This is a genomic window from Capnocytophaga gingivalis ATCC 33624 (assembly GCF_000174755.1).
Lineage (GTDB): Bacteria > Bacteroidota > Bacteroidia > Flavobacteriales > Flavobacteriaceae > Capnocytophaga > Capnocytophaga gingivalis.
In genome coordinates this window covers 72,408-86,428 of record NZ_ACLQ01000019.1, presented here as the reverse complement: position 1 = coordinate 86,428, position 14,021 = coordinate 72,408, and the positions used below count along the sequence as shown (strand labels likewise).

Sequence of the window (14,021 nt, the reverse complement as noted above, 5' to 3'; positions counted from 1 at the left end):
CATGAACTCAACCACAGAAATTCCCTTAGTAAGCAGAGAGCTTAGCTGGCTCTCCTTCAACGAACGTGTATTACAAGAAGCCAGTGATGCCCGAAATCCACTGGTAGAGAGGCTACGCTTTGTGGGGATTTTCTCCAACAACTTGGATGAGTTTTTCCGTATACGCTATGCTATAGTCAAGCGAGATTTCAAGTTGATCAAAGATAAGGAAGCCGCCAGTAAGGCACAATTGTTCTTAGAACAGATCAATGAGCAAGTAGTCCTACTACAGCAGAAGAGCCTCGCTATACTCGAATGTATAAAGGAAGAACTAAAGAAGGAAAAGATTTATATTATCAATGAAAAAGAACTTCTACCCCAGCATGTGGAGTATGTGAAGGAATATTTTATCAATACCATCAGTCCTGCTCTTTTTACCATTATCTTAGATGAAGTAGCGGCTTTGCCTACTCTTAAGGACGATGTGGCTTACTTGGCTGTAAGGATGTTGCTCAAAACAGAGGAAAAAGAGAAAACAAAGATACAATATGCTCTGATAGAACTGCCTAAGACCTTAGACCGCTTTGTGGTATTGCCTAAGGTGAATGGCAATAACTATATTATTCTCTTGGATGATATTATCCGCTTTTGCTTGACTACACATTTCTACATCTTCCCTTGTGAGGAGATTTCAGCCTATATGATCAAGATCACTCGTAATGCTGAACTGGACTTGGATACAGACCTGAATAAGAGCTTTATAGAGAAGATTTCCCACAGTGTAGAAGGGCGCAAACAGGCTGAGCCTGTACGCTTTATCTATGACAAACTCATAGACGAGCAGATGCTTCATTTTCTAAAAGAGAAAATGGGTATACAAGCTACTGATAGTATCATTGCGGGAGGGCGTTATCACAACCGACGTGATTATATGAGTTTTCCCGCTTGTGATAATCAAGGATTGCTCTATCCTCCTTTCTATCCCTCCCCCATTAGGAAACTTAGGGTAGAGGAAAGTCTCTTTGCACAAATCGCTCAAAGAGATTATCTGCAATATACTCCCTATCATAGTTTTTCGTACTTGATTCGCTTCTTAAGAGAAGCAGCTTTAGATCCTAAGGTAAAGACAATCAAAATTACTATTTATCGCTTGGCCAAACAGTCTCAAGTGATTAACTCACTGATCAATGCTGTTAAGAATGGTAAGAAAGTAACAGTACAGATAGAGCTCCAAGCTCGTTTTGATGAGACTGCCAATATTCACTATGCAGAACTCTTACAGCGAGAAGGAGTTAGAATTATCTTTGGAATACGAGGGCTTAAGGTACATAGCAAAATAGGAGTGATAGAGCGAGAGGAAGCAGAAGGAATACGCCGTTATGGCTTTATTAGTACAGGTAATTTCAATGAGGATTCAGCTAAGATATATACTGACTATACTCTTTTTACCGCTCATAAGGAGATATTGGAAGATGTGGATCGGGTATTTGCTTTCTTTGACACCCCATTTCAGATATTCCAGTACAATCATTTATTAGTTTCTCCTCACTATACCAAAAATACTTTTCTTTCACTTATAGATAGGGAAATAGCTTTGGCTCAGCAGGGGAAAGAAGCTTTTCTAAAGCTTAAAATGAATGGTCTTACGAGTAAAACTATGATAGAGAAGCTCTATCAGGCCAGTCAAGCGGGAGTCAAAATACAGATGATCGTTCGTGGAGTGTGCTCCTTGGTACCTGGTCTTAAGGGAATAAGTGAACATATAGAGGTTATCAGTATAGTGGATCGCTTCTTAGAGCATTCTCGCTTGTATATCTTTGGGAATGGAGGAGCCCCTATTTATTATATTTCTTCAGCAGATTGGATGTCTCGCAATCTTAATAATAGGGTGGAGGTTTCTTGTCCTATTTATCAGGAGGATATACAACAACAGTTATGGGATACTTTCCATTTGGCTTGGGAGGATAAGGTGAAAGCACGTGTTATAAATCAAGCACAAGATAATGTATATCGCTCTAAAAAAGAAGGAAAATCCTCTCAAGAGGCTATCAACGAATATTATATAGGTAACAGATAAAGTTAGTGAGTGCTCACAACAGGGTATGTGAGTAATAATATGAATCAATAGTTAAAATATTATTCGTTAATTTTCTAATATGTAATAAACTCATATTTCTACCCTGTCGTTGGTCAAGTCCTATGCTGATTGGCATAAGTTACTCGTAGAGACGCAATTTATAGTGTCTTAGAATATCGTATTAATAAATAATATCTCAAGAAAAGGTATGAAGCAGGGGCGAATTGTAATTCGCCTTTTTGCATATAATGTGATTTGTCCTCCTTGTATAATATATCCTATATATGTGATGCTATTTTTATAGATGAAAGTAGTAGGTAAAAAAATAAAGACTATTTTGTTATCAAAATAGTCTTTATTAATAGTAATTTTAAATATTTCACTATGAGCAAATGATTTTTTTAAGCTACTAATGAATTAACATGTTTCATTAGGTTGCTTTTTAGATTACCCGCTTTATTTTTATGGATAATGTTTCTTTTTGCTAACTTATCAATCATAGAAACTACATTAGGTAAAAGTTCTTTAGCTACTGAAGCATCAGTAGTAGTGCGTAAACGCTTGATAGCATTACGAGTAGTTTTATGTTGGTAACGATTTCTAAGGCGAGCTGCCTCGTTTCTTCTAATTCTTTTGATTGCTGACTTATGGTTTGCCATTTTCTTATCTCAATTAAAGTGGTACTTACTAAAATTACTAAAAAATATGTAGTCCGTAGGGGAATCGAACCCCTGTTACAAGGATGAAAACCTTGCGTCCTAACCCCTAGACGAACGGACCGCGCAATTCTAAAACATAATTTTAAGTAGTAGTCCGTAGGGGAATCGAACCCCTGTTACAAGGATGAAAACCTTGCGTCCTAACCCCTAGACGAACGGACCATTGAGTGGTATTATGTTTCTCAATTGCGAGTGCAAAGGTACAACTTTTTTTTAATCTGCAAGAGTTTTCAACAAAAAAATTAATTTTTTTTTCATTTTTTTCTTTTTCTGTTGATTATCAGTATTTTGTATTGTTCAAAAAATAAAGGTAAAGGTTAGGATTTAGTTTCTAATAGTAGGAAAGACAATCATCCATTATTGTTTTTTATATCCGAATAGTTCTATTTTTGTGCCTTCAGGAATAAGGTAATATACTTCCTTGTTAGTACAGTCCTCTTTTAGTGCTGGATGTAAATCTTTTTCTAAGTATATTTTCCGTACTCTTTTTACAGCAGGCTCGAAGATTTTTTTACTAAAGGATAATTTTTTAGCTCTATACATTTTGTAAGAGATAATAGTGTCATTTTCTATATTCCCAAAAATAACATCTGTGTAAATACCTGCATTATGTAGTCTCCCAAAAGGCAAATTACCTCCTAAGTTAAAGAAATGATCTTGAAAAATGAGCTTATTATCCTCTAAGAGGAAAAAACCTCCACCTTCTAAGTGTATTTTTATTGCTGTTTTGGTATAACAAATTCCTTCGTCATTGGGTTTAGATAGTTTTTCGTTGTCAAGCTCTATATAAGAACGAAAGACCTTTCCTGAAGGATGAAAAATATACAAGGAAAGCATGGGATATGGTTCCTCTTGTATATATATTCTATTATATTTTAAAGAAGTAGAATCTTTATAATGGGTTTTATTGCCTATTTTACAGAAAAAATCCTTATAGTAAGAAGAATATATGATATCTTTATAATTGATTTTCTCTTGTCGGAGAAAATCTTTGAACATTTCAGTATTTTCTTCTTTTATTGTCTTGCAGCTAAGTAATAAGAATAATATAACTATAGTCAAGCCCTTTGCTTTGGAAAGGAGTTTTTTCATATTAATCAGTTATTAGTCTTTATTACTGGTGCCAGTATGGTGCTGCAGGGGAGAATTGCAATTTGCCTCCCCAAAAAAGAATTTTTTGAACAGCTTTCATGGTAGGAAGAACTGCAAGCGCACGACAGCGCATGAGATCATTAACCATTGATGATCATTGAGTTAGAATTGGAAATAGATAAAAGGTTGTGGGCCTGCAGAAGCAGTGGCATAGATAAGCCAAAATACAAAAGCTAATACTACAGATTTGAACAATAGAGGCATTCTTTGAAATAAGTTACAGAGACCATTGCTCCACTTCTGAGGAAGGAAATGCCAGAGGAAACCTATGACAAGTAGCAAACAGATATTTCTATATCCCTCAATGATGACCCACCATTGGTGTGGATCATAGGTGATCTTGGAGATATTGGTGATGACCTCCATAGCTGAGGATAAGTCTTTAGCTCGGAAGAATATCCAACAGAAGGCTACAAAATGGAAAGTGATAATTATTGATACTAACGAAAAAAGCCATTTCCCAAAAGTTTTCTTTTCTGGATTTTTTTCAGGAAATATCTCACGGAAGGACTTATGGAAAGCCAAAGCCAATCCATGAAGAGCTCCCCAAATGATAAAACGTATATTTGCTCCATGCCAAAGGCCTCCCAATAACATGGTAGTTAGTTGATTGAAATGACTTCTAAGAGATTTTCCCTTGTTCGGAGATAGTAGAATAGAGACTTCAAAGAGAACAATCACGCCAAAGACTGCCAATAAGGGAATCAGGCTTTGTTTGCTCACTCCATACGCCCACCAGATGGTAGCTGCAAAGAATAGGGTAGGGAATAGGTAACCCAAGAAAGAGCCCTTGCGGTTCCCTCCTAAGGGAATGTACAAATAGTCCTTGAGCCAAGTGGAGAGTGAAATATGCCAGCGATGCCAAAACTCTGTGATATTTTGCGATTGGTAAGGAGTTCGGAAGTTAATCGGAAGAGTGAAGCCCATCAGTAATGCTAAGCCTATGGCAATGTCCGAGTATCCAGAGAAATCACAATAGATTTGCAGTGAATACCCATAAGTGGCCATCAGATTTTCAAAGGGAGTATAGCTATTGGGGGCATCGAATACACGATCTACAAAATTGATAGATATATAATCCGAAATCACAGCCTTTTTCAAGAGCCCTCCTATGATAAGGAAGAGGGCATAGGAGGTTTCCTCCTTGGTTAGTGTTACTTTTTTATATATTTGAGGGATAAAATCCTTAGCCCTTACAATAGGCCCCGCAACTAACTGAGGAAAGAAAGTCACAAAAAAGGTGAAATCCAAAAAGTTCTTAGCCGGAGCGATTTCCTTTCGGTATACATCTATGGTATAGCTCATGGTTTGAAAGGTATAGAAAGAAATACCGATGGGCAAGGCTATATTCTGGAACTTGAGATTGCCATTAAAGAGTTGGTTGAAGTTCTCAATGAGGAAATTGGTATACTTGAAGTAGCCCAACATAGACAAATTCGCCACCACACTTAGCACTAAGAAAAAATAACTGACATGCTTATTTTCCGAATTTCTGTGCATAAGAACAGCGATGATATAATTCACCACTGAGGAAGCTAATAATAGAATAAAGTACTCACCTCCTGCTTTATAATAGAAGAAAAGAGAAAAGAGCACTACATATAATGTGCGGAAATATGTGTGCTTTTTAGTGAGTATGTATATTAAATAGAAAACAAGGAATAGTCCTAAGAAAAGACTACTATTGAAGAGTAGAGGATATTCCTTATTGTAAAGGAACCAACTCTTTAGCTGCTCCCAAGAGCAGAGGTCAAGCAACCATCGTTGCACGTCTGTTATTTTCAAAAGTATAGATTATTTTTGCTGATTTTTATATTTTAGATAGTTACTCATCAGGGCATCGAAGAGCATGCCTCCTTGTTCCACATAGCCTGCATGGGTGTAGTGTACACGGTCATGAGCGATTAGGTTCTGAGCAATAAGGGAGGACATAGCCTCACTTCCTCCTAATATTTTGTAGAGGTCGAATACCCCATAATTCTTTTTCACAGAGTTGTCAATCAATATATTAGCATATTGCTCACAATAAGGATTAGGAAGCTTCTTTTTGAACAAAGAAGGTGGAGGGGAAGTGAGCAAAATAGGGCAATCTCCATAATGAGAACGTATCTGCTGAATGAAAATTTCTACTTGTTTGTCATAATCTTCGGCAGAAAGTCTCGAAAAAGTTTCATTGGTACCTAGGGAAACAATGATCAAGTCGGGCTGTAGTGCTTGTATCTGTTCGAAGAACAAGTTACACTTGTTATAATCAGAGAAGCGAGCCCCATTCACACCAATAGTATGATAGATAACTCCATTTTGGTTATTTTCCAATACAATTCCATTGAGTGCAAAGTAAGAACTTTCTGTATTGGGGGTTAGGTATATCTTGTCAAATCCTTCTAAGTTGTTATAAGTATAGCCATAAGGAGTATCTGCCTTGTTGGTAAGAGCTTCAAATCCATTGAGATTCACCGATTGCTCAGTGGAAGTATTGCTGACAATTTTCTCTTGAGAAGGAATCTTAAGGATGGCATTTTCCTTGATAGTATTTCCTTTTATGCGGTTTGCCTCTTGTATTTTCTTTTCAGTAGTTTTGTATTTTCGGGATAGTCCATAGAGTGTTTCTCCTTTTTGTACCTTGTGAAGGATCATCTTTTGGGAGATGTGAGAGGATACTACCGCTGGCTTGATAGCTACCCCCATTTTGTTGGTAGCCACTTCAAAGAGATGTTTGTTGTGAGGGGTGAGTACACGCAAGGAATTGAAAGAATAATCCTTATTTTTTACATTGAGTTCTATGACAAAATTTTTGTTATTGGTCAAAAGCGAATACCCTGCAATACCAATGGCATCGGTATCTGTTCTGCTCGTATTCTTTTGGCTATCCCAAGTGATATTAGACGAAAAACGTACATAACGTTCGCCATTGGTACGAATCAGCGAATAAGGAAAAACAATCCCTAAGCCTCCATTTCCGAACTGAGATTGGAACTGTTGGCGTATTTCATTGGTCATGGCATCTCCTTGTATATGAGAATCCCCTATGTGAACAATATTTAGCTTTTTGTTTTTATGCTGATCCAATGTATTGAGCTTTTCAAAGAAAGGATCTAATGCCTTTGGGTTGTAGATGTATTCATACTCTACAGGGGCTTCCTCTGCTTTAGCTTCATTAGAGGACACAGGAGGTACTCCTAAGGTCTTATGATTGATCTTAGAATACAATAGCATGGTGGTTACCATAGCACCTGAAAGTGCAAAAACTCTTAATAATTTGGTTCTCTTTCTCATTGTTTAGTGTTGTTTTATTGAGAGTAGGAAACAAGATCTACTCACAAAAATTGTGCAAATATAGGACTTTTGTATTTTATTTAACTATATATCTCTTTTTTTAAGATTTTAAAATGAATTTCCTTAAGTGAATATATTTGTTAAAACACTAAAAATCAGTAATTTATATAGATATTTTTAAGAAATAGATACTTTTGAAACATAGTTATCCACAAAAAATATCAGTTGTTCATAACTTATTCTAAGTAAGTTTGTCCGCAAAAAGAGTTGCGTACTTCCTTATTGTCTGTTTGTCAAAGTAAGGTTCTTCATCAATACGTCCCAGAATAGGAAGCTTCGTATAGGATGAAATCCAAGATTCAGTAGCTGGATTTTCAGCGCCACTGAAAAGGATACCAAAAATGGAGAGACCTCTTCTTTGTAGTGCTTCTACAGAGAGAAGTGTGTGATTGATACTGCCTAAGTAATGCCGAGAGACCAAGATAACCCTATCAGAAGGGGCAATCAGTTCCATCATGATATCATGATCATTGAGTGGAACAAAGAGTCCTCCAGCAGCTTCTATGACCAAAGGGCGAGAGGTCACAGGGCGTACAATCTTGTCTTTCTCTATAGTAATACCCTCCATTTGAGCCGAGAGGTGAGGACTAGCAGGGTACTCAAACTCATAGGAAGAGGGGAAGAAGTGGGTCTTAGAATTGGAAATAAGCTCTTTTACCTTCATGGCATCAGAAGCATGTTTGTCTCCTGATTGTATGGGCTTCCAATAGTCTGCTTGAAGGGCTTCTACCACTATGGCAGAAGTGAGAGTCTTGCCTACTTCGGTAGAAATACCTGTAATAAAATATGTATGATTCATTATATTCTTGAAGTAGCTTTTTCAGTGCACAAAGATACAAAAAATATTTTTTCGAAACTACCAAAATTGTTGAAAAAATTTTTTTCATAGCGAATCTATTTCTTAAGATAAAGGGAGGTTTATTTTTAATATATTAATATTCAGTTAGTTGTCTCTGAGTTATATCATTAAAAATTCAGAAAGTATTGTTTTTTTGCTTTTAGTGTAGAAAATAATTTGTACTTTTGTACTCAAAAAGAAACCTTGTGTCAGCTATATTAACACTCTCTAAAACTACGACAAGGAAAGCCACAATTATCCAAGAAGGAAAAGAAGAAGTAATCGTTGTCTATTATATCTAACTTCTCTAATCCATCCCCCTAATCCTTAAATGATGTCCGAATTAGCTCTTCAAGTACAAACACTTCCCGATAATCCTGGTGTCTATCAATTCTATGATAGCACAGATACTATTATCTATGTAGGGAAGGCAAAAAATCTTAAAAAACGTGTTTCTTCTTATTTTAACAAAGAACATGACTCGCCTAAGACACGAGTATTGGTAAGCAAAATTGTCCGTATAGAACATATAGTGGTAGCTACTGAAAATGATGCTCTACTACTGGAAAACAACCTGATTAAGAAGTATCAACCTCGCTATAATATTCTTCTGAAGGATGGGAAGAGCTATCCGTGGATTTGTATTTCCAATGAGCGTTTTCCTCGGGTATTCTTTACGCGTAAGATGCTTAAGGATGGCAGTACTTACTTTGGCCCTTATACGAACCTGAAGATAGTACGTACCCTCATAGACCTTATCAAAGACCTTTACCCTCTGCGCAATTGTAGGTTAGACCTATCACAGGAGAATATTGATAAGGGCAAATTCAAGGTTTGCTTGGAGTATCATATCAAGAACTGTCAAGGACCCTGCGAGGGCTTGCAGAGTGAAGAGGAATATAATCACAATATACAGCAAATCAAAGAAATACTCAAGGGGAATCTCAAGGAAGTGATTGCTTATTTTAAAGAAGAAATGCAGGAGCATGCTGCGGCACTGCGCTTTGAAGAAGCTCATCAGATTAAGCTCAAGCTGGAGAGTTTGGAGAACTACCAACACAAATCGACTATAGTGAGCACTAAGATCCACAATGTAGATGTGTTCTCTATCGTTTCTGATGGAGAATATGCCTATATCAACTTCTTGCAGGTAGCACATGGGGCTATTGTCAGAGGACACACCTTGGAAGTAAAGAAAAAATTAGAGGAAACAGAGCAAGAATTGTTAGAATTGGCGATTGTAGAGCTTCGGGAGCGTTTTCATTCGGCTTCTAAGGAGCTGATTGTACCCTTTCCTCTCACAATGGAGTTTGCCGAAACGCTTACGATTCCCAAGGCAGGGGAGAAGTTTCAACTCTTGCAACTCTCTGAGCGCAATGCACAAGCCTATCGTCAGGAGAAGTTCAAACAAGTAAAAATTACCGATCCTGAGCGACATACCAATCGCCTACTAACTCAGATGCAGCGAGACCTTAGGCTCTCTGAACCTCCTGCTCATATAGAGTGTTTTGATAACTCCAATATACAGGGTACCAATCCTGTAGCTGCTTGTGTAGTCTTCAAGAATGCCAAGCCTAGTAAGAAGGACTATCGCCATTTCAATATCAAAACAGTAGAGGGGCCTAATGACTTTGCTTCGATGGAGGAGGTGGTTTATCGTCGTTACCGTAGGCTATTGGATGAGGATGAACCTCTGCCACAGTTGATTATTATCGATGGAGGAAAAGGGCAGTTAGGAGCAGCTCTAAAATCGTTAGAACTTTTGGGGTTGAGAGGTAAAATAGCTATAGTAGGAATCGCTAAGCGCTTGGAAGAAATTTTCTATCCAGGGGATTCTGTTCCCCTATATTTGGATAAGAAATCAGAAACGCTCAAGGTCATTCAGCACCTGCGCAATGAGGCACACCGCTTTGGGATCACTTTCCACCGACAGAAGCGCAGTGCCAGTGCTATTCATTCTGAATTAGAGCAAATCAGTGGAGTAGGTAAGCAGACACAAGAAGCTCTACTCAAGCAATTCAAATCTGTAAAGCGCCTCAAAGAAGCCTCCAAAGAAGAAATTATCGCTTGTATAGGACACTCCAGAGCCCAGAAAGTATGGGAGTATTTCCACCCATAGGGGCAAATTGTAATGTCCTTGAATTGTAATTCGCCTAATTCGCCCCTCTCCTTTAGAGAGGGGCGAGAGGCTAAGAATTATTTCCTATGCAAATCATATAATAAGGCTAATCCCTTGATTGTATGATATTTATCATCTATTTGTATTTTTTCTGTTAGTTTACTGAATACATGCCCCACGCCACCGGTGGAGATGACTAAGAAATCACTTTGGTAGGTTTGCTTGATACGTTCTATAAGTCCCTCAACCATAGCTGTATAGCCATAGATCATACCACTCTGCATACAAGTCTCCGTATCCATACCTAAAACAGATTTGGGTTCATTCAGCTCTATATAAGGCAGTTGTGCCGTGCTGTTAACTAAGGATTGTAAGGAAGTAACCACCCCAGGAGCAATGATTACCCCCAACATCTGTCCCGTTTCAGCAACTCCTGTAAGAGTGAGTGCTGTGCCAAAGTCAATGATAATTTTCTTCTGCTCAGGGTAGAGATAGTGTGCGGCTACAGCATTGGCATATAAGTCAGTACCCATTTGGTTAGAGTGATGTGTGACCTCACTGGGTGTATCGCGATTCACAATAAAAGGCTTTAAGGAAAAAGTCTTTTGTAGCATCTTAGCGATAATTTGCGTTTGCTGAGGTACTACAGAACCCACTACTATCTTTGTAATTTTTCCAAAAGCATTTTTGTACTGTTCCTTATAGGACTGAAAACTCATATAGAATTCTCCAGCCGTACGATACGGCTTGGTCGCAATTGTCCAAGACAGATGCACTTGTTGTCCTTCTACGACGGCAAAGCGAATGTTAGAATTGCCAATATTAACAGCTAATAACATGTAAACAATGAATTATATTATTGATTATCAGAAGCGAACCATTCAGCAAAAGAGCTTTCAGTTTCCTGTAAGCGGAGGCTGTAGAGGGAGATATTCTCAGGCAAATGTTGCTGTAGGCGTTGGGCAAAATCGGCAATCAACATCTCGCTGGTAGGCTGGTAGGGAAGTAGCACGATGCGGTGTCCTTCTCCTTGAAGTTTTTCGGCCAAGGCGCGGTGAGGACTATTCCCATTGAAGAAGATAGTGTGATCCGCCTCTTTGATAATATGCTCATTGACAATCTCCTTGATATCACCGAAGTCAATAACCATTCCATTTTTGACATGAGAACTATCCTCTATAGGACTGCCGACGACCGTTACCCAGAGTTTATAGCTATGTCCGTGAATATTCTTACACTTGCCATCATAGCCATAGAGGGCATGACCAGCTTCAAATTCAAATTTTTTAGTAATGCGTATTTTCGTCATTAGCTATTGTATTTTATGCGTTCTTTTATAGGCGTTGAGAGTATTTTTCATCAGCATAGCGATAGTCATAGGGCCTACACCTCCAGGCACAGGGGTGATGTAGCTGGCTTTCTCTTTTACATTTTCGAAATCTATATCTCCTACAATACGGAAACCTTTCTTAGAGGAGGGATCTGCTACTCGAGTGATACCCACATCGATAATTACTGCTCCTTCCTTGATCATTTCAGCTTTGAGGAAGTTAGGGCTTCCTAAGGCAGCTATGATGATGTCTGCTTTCTGAGTAAGAGCAGCGAGATTCTGGGTGCGGCTATGGGTGAGGGTAACGGTGGCATTCCAAGGTTTTTGGGAGAGAAGGATACTGATGGGACGACCTACAATATCTGAGCGACCGATAACTACGACATTTTTCCCATCAGTGGGAATCTGGTACTGGGAGAGAAGCTCCAAGATACCATAGGGAGTGGCAGGGATGAAGGCCTCCAAGCCCAAGGCCATGCGCCCAAAGTTGGTTGGATGAAAACCATCTGCATCCTTGTCGGGGTTGATTGCCAAGAGCACTTCTTGTTCCTTGATATGCTTAGGTAGTGGCAGTTGTACGATAAAGCCGTCTATGGTGGTGTCTTGGTTGAGTTTTTGGATTTCTCCAATTAATTCCTCTTGGGTTACACTTTCAGGGAGGTTTACCACAGAAGAGGCAAAACCTACGCGCTCACAAGCGGTGACTTTGTTGTTTACATAGGTCATACTAGCACCATTTTGGCCGACTAATATAGCCACTAAGTGAGGAGCTCTGTGGCCTTTTTCTTTGAGATAAGCAACTTCTTTGGCAATGTCTTCTTGTACTTTAGTTGCTGCTTTTTTTCCGTCTAATAATTCCATCTCTTTTAAGGGGTTAATAGTGGGGGTGAAAAGTGAAAAGAAATCACTGTTGACTGACATTTTATAAAGAATGTAGGAGCGAATGGCATTCGCCCCTACATCAAAAGTAATTGTTCTATTAAAAACTATTTTTTTAATAATTAAATATCAATAGCTTCTCCATAAGCAGCTGCTACGGCCTCTTTTACTCCTTCGCTCATGGTAGGGTGAGGGTGTACTGCTTTGAGGATTTCGTGAGCGGTAGTTTCGAGCTTGCGAGCCACTACAGCTTCGGCAATCATATCGGTAACACCGGCACCGATCATGTGGCAGCCAAGCCATTCGCCATATTTGGCATCAAAGATTACTTTGATGAATCCTTCGGTAGTTCCCGCTGCATTGGCTTTACCAGAGGCAGTGAAAGGGAATTTACCTACTTTGATTTCATAACCTTTTTCTTTGGCTTGTTTTTCAGTAAGCCCTACAGAGGCGATTTCAGGAGTACAGTAAGTACAGCCAGGAATATTGCCATAATTGATAGGCTCTACATGTAAGCCTTTGATCTTTTCTACACAGAGGATACCTTCAGCAGAAGCCACATGTGCCAAAGCCTGCCCAGGGACTACGTCACCGATAGCATAGTAGCCAGGTACATTGGTTTGGTAGAACTCATTGACTTGAATTTTGTCTCGTTCAGTTTTGATACCTACTGCTTCCAAACCAATATTTTCTATATTTGTTTTGATACCTACTGCAGAGAGAAGAATATCAGCTTCAAGAATTTCTTCACCTTTAGCTGTTTTTACATAAGCTTTTACTCCTTTTCCTTTGGTATCTACTTTAGTTACTTCAGAAGAAGTCATCACATTGATACCCATTTTCTTGAAGCTCTTTTCAAGTTGTTTGGAGATTTCTTCATCCTCTACAGGGACAATATTAGGCATGAACTCAACCACAGTCACTTCAGTACCCATAGAGTGATAGAAGTAAGCAAATTCGATACCTATGGCACCACTACCTACAATAATCATCTTTTTAGGTTGTTCAGGGAGAGTGAGAGCTTGGCGGTAGCCAATGATTTTTTTACCATCTTGAGGAAGTGCTGGTAACTCACGAGAGCGAGCTCCAGTGGCGATGATGATATGGTCAGCACTGTATTCAGTAGTCTTGCCATCAGCGGCTTTTACTTCTACTTTTTTACCAGGCTTTAGAGTACCATAGCCATTGATCACCTCAATTTTATTCTTTTTCATAAGGAACTGAACCCCTTTGCTCATAGTTCCTGCTACATCGCGGCTACGCTTTACGATAGCAGAGAAATCCTTATCAAAACCTTTGTCTTTTACCTTGATACCATAGCTATCAGCATGCTTGAGGTATTCGAATACCTGAGCTGATTTCAAGAGAGCTTTGGTTGGGATACATCCCCAGTTGAGGCACACCCCACCCAGGTTTTCTTTTTCAATAATCGCTGTTTTGAAGCCTAACTGAGAGGCTCGGATAGCAGTAACATATCCTCCAGGACCGCTACCTAATACTATAACATCGTACTTATTCATTGTAAAATATTTTATGTTCTGAAAAACGGCACGAAATTACGAATTTTATTTTTTATAAAGAAAAATTTTTTG

At 38.7% G+C, this 14,021-nt stretch carries 11 protein-coding genes and 2 tRNA genes; 2 read left to right on the top strand and 11 right to left on the bottom strand.

Features of this window, described 5'->3' with window-relative positions:
• Position 1: 1 nt before the first annotated feature.
• Positions 2–2,056, top strand: coding sequence for a polyphosphate kinase 1 (gene ppk1 / locus CAPGI0001_RS06685; RefSeq protein WP_002668149.1), 2,055 nt, complete (start codon positions 2–4; stop codon positions 2,054–2,056).
• A 401-nt stretch (positions 2,057–2,457) separates the two neighbouring features.
• Here the strand turns inward: ppk1 and rpsT are convergent, their stop codons facing one another.
• From rpsT to bioD, 7 genes are all read right to left on the bottom strand, one after another.
• Entirely contained in the window at positions 2,458–2,715 is a 258-nt protein-coding gene (gene rpsT / locus CAPGI0001_RS06680) for a 30S ribosomal protein S20 (protein ID WP_002668130.1), read from the bottom strand.
• 49 nt (positions 2,716–2,764) lie between these two features.
• Positions 2,765–2,836, bottom strand: a tRNA-Glu gene (locus CAPGI0001_RS06675).
• Between the two features lie 29 nt (positions 2,837–2,865).
• Positions 2,866–2,937 (bottom strand) — tRNA-Glu (locus tag CAPGI0001_RS06670).
• A gap of 195 nt (positions 2,938–3,132) precedes the next feature.
• Positions 3,133–3,867 (bottom strand): hypothetical protein, encoded by a 735-nt coding sequence (locus CAPGI0001_RS06665; protein ID WP_002667974.1) that lies wholly within the window; start codon positions 3,865–3,867, stop codon positions 3,133–3,135.
• Positions 3,868–4,029: 162 nt separating this feature from the next.
• A complete protein-coding gene (locus CAPGI0001_RS06660) occupies positions 4,030–5,712 on the bottom strand; it encodes an MBOAT family O-acyltransferase (protein WP_040359868.1) in 1,683 nt (560 codons plus the stop codon).
• A gap of 9 nt (positions 5,713–5,721) precedes the next feature.
• Positions 5,722–7,203 carry a GDSL-type esterase/lipase family protein gene (locus CAPGI0001_RS06655; RefSeq protein WP_002668463.1) on the bottom strand — a complete coding sequence of 494 codons (1,482 nt, stop codon included), beginning with the start codon at positions 7,201–7,203 and terminating at the stop codon, positions 5,722–5,724.
• Positions 7,204–7,444: 241 nt separating this feature from the next.
• Complete coding sequence (gene bioD / locus CAPGI0001_RS06650) at positions 7,445–8,062, bottom strand: dethiobiotin synthase (RefSeq protein ID WP_002668083.1); 618 nt, start codon at positions 8,060–8,062, stop codon at positions 7,445–7,447.
• Between the two features lie 370 nt (positions 8,063–8,432).
• Between bioD and uvrC the strand changes: the two genes are divergently transcribed.
• Positions 8,433–10,220, top strand: a complete 1,788-nt coding sequence (gene uvrC, locus CAPGI0001_RS06645; protein ID WP_002668470.1) for an excinuclease ABC subunit UvrC — start codon at positions 8,433–8,435, stop codon at positions 10,218–10,220.
• A 77-nt stretch (positions 10,221–10,297) separates the two neighbouring features.
• On the opposite strand, the gene CAPGI0001_RS06640 is transcribed toward uvrC, so the two are convergent.
• The 4 genes from CAPGI0001_RS06640 to lpdA form a co-directional block, all read right to left on the bottom strand.
• A complete protein-coding gene (locus tag CAPGI0001_RS06640) occupies positions 10,298–11,059 on the bottom strand; it encodes a type III pantothenate kinase (RefSeq protein ID WP_002668292.1) in 762 nt (253 codons plus the stop codon).
• A 17-nt stretch (positions 11,060–11,076) separates the two neighbouring features.
• Entirely contained in the window at positions 11,077–11,529 is a 453-nt protein-coding gene (locus tag CAPGI0001_RS06635; protein ID WP_002668329.1) for a 6-pyruvoyl trahydropterin synthase family protein, read from the bottom strand.
• Between the two features lie 3 nt (positions 11,530–11,532).
• Positions 11,533–12,411: a bifunctional methylenetetrahydrofolate dehydrogenase/methenyltetrahydrofolate cyclohydrolase FolD gene (gene folD, locus CAPGI0001_RS06630; protein WP_002668134.1), complete on the bottom strand. Its 879-nt coding sequence runs from the start codon at positions 12,409–12,411 to the stop codon at positions 11,533–11,535.
• Between the two features lie 140 nt (positions 12,412–12,551).
• Positions 12,552–13,949, bottom strand: coding sequence for a dihydrolipoyl dehydrogenase (lpdA, locus tag CAPGI0001_RS06625; protein WP_002667948.1), 1,398 nt, complete (start codon positions 13,947–13,949; stop codon positions 12,552–12,554).
• Between the last annotated feature and the right edge of the window lie 72 nt (positions 13,950–14,021).

Coding starts and splice junctions, on each gene's coding strand:
- CAPGI0001_RS06640 (WP_002668292.1), bottom strand. CDS start 11,059: ATGTTATTAGCTGTTAATATTGGCAATTCTAACATTCGCTTTGCCGTC.
- lpdA (WP_002667948.1), bottom strand. CDS start 13,949: ATGAATAAGTACGATGTTATAGTATTAGGTAGCGGTCCTGGAGGATAT.
- rpsT (WP_002668130.1), bottom strand. CDS start 2,715: ATGGCAAACCATAAGTCAGCAATCAAAAGAATTAGAAGAAACGAGGCA.
- CAPGI0001_RS06635 (WP_002668329.1), bottom strand. CDS start 11,529: ATGACGAAAATACGCATTACTAAAAAATTTGAATTTGAAGCTGGTCAT.
- ppk1 (WP_002668149.1), top strand. CDS start 2: ATGAACTCAACCACAGAAATTCCCTTAGTAAGCAGAGAGCTTAGCTGG.
- uvrC (WP_002668470.1), top strand. CDS start 8,433: ATGATGTCCGAATTAGCTCTTCAAGTACAAACACTTCCCGATAATCCT.
- bioD (WP_002668083.1), bottom strand. CDS start 8,062: ATGAATCATACATATTTTATTACAGGTATTTCTACCGAAGTAGGCAAG.
- folD (WP_002668134.1), bottom strand. CDS start 12,411: ATGGAATTATTAGACGGAAAAAAAGCAGCAACTAAAGTACAAGAAGAC.
- CAPGI0001_RS06655 (WP_002668463.1), bottom strand. CDS start 7,203: ATGAGAAAGAGAACCAAATTATTAAGAGTTTTTGCACTTTCAGGTGCT.
- CAPGI0001_RS06665 (WP_002667974.1), bottom strand. CDS start 3,867: ATGAAAAAACTCCTTTCCAAAGCAAAGGGCTTGACTATAGTTATATTA.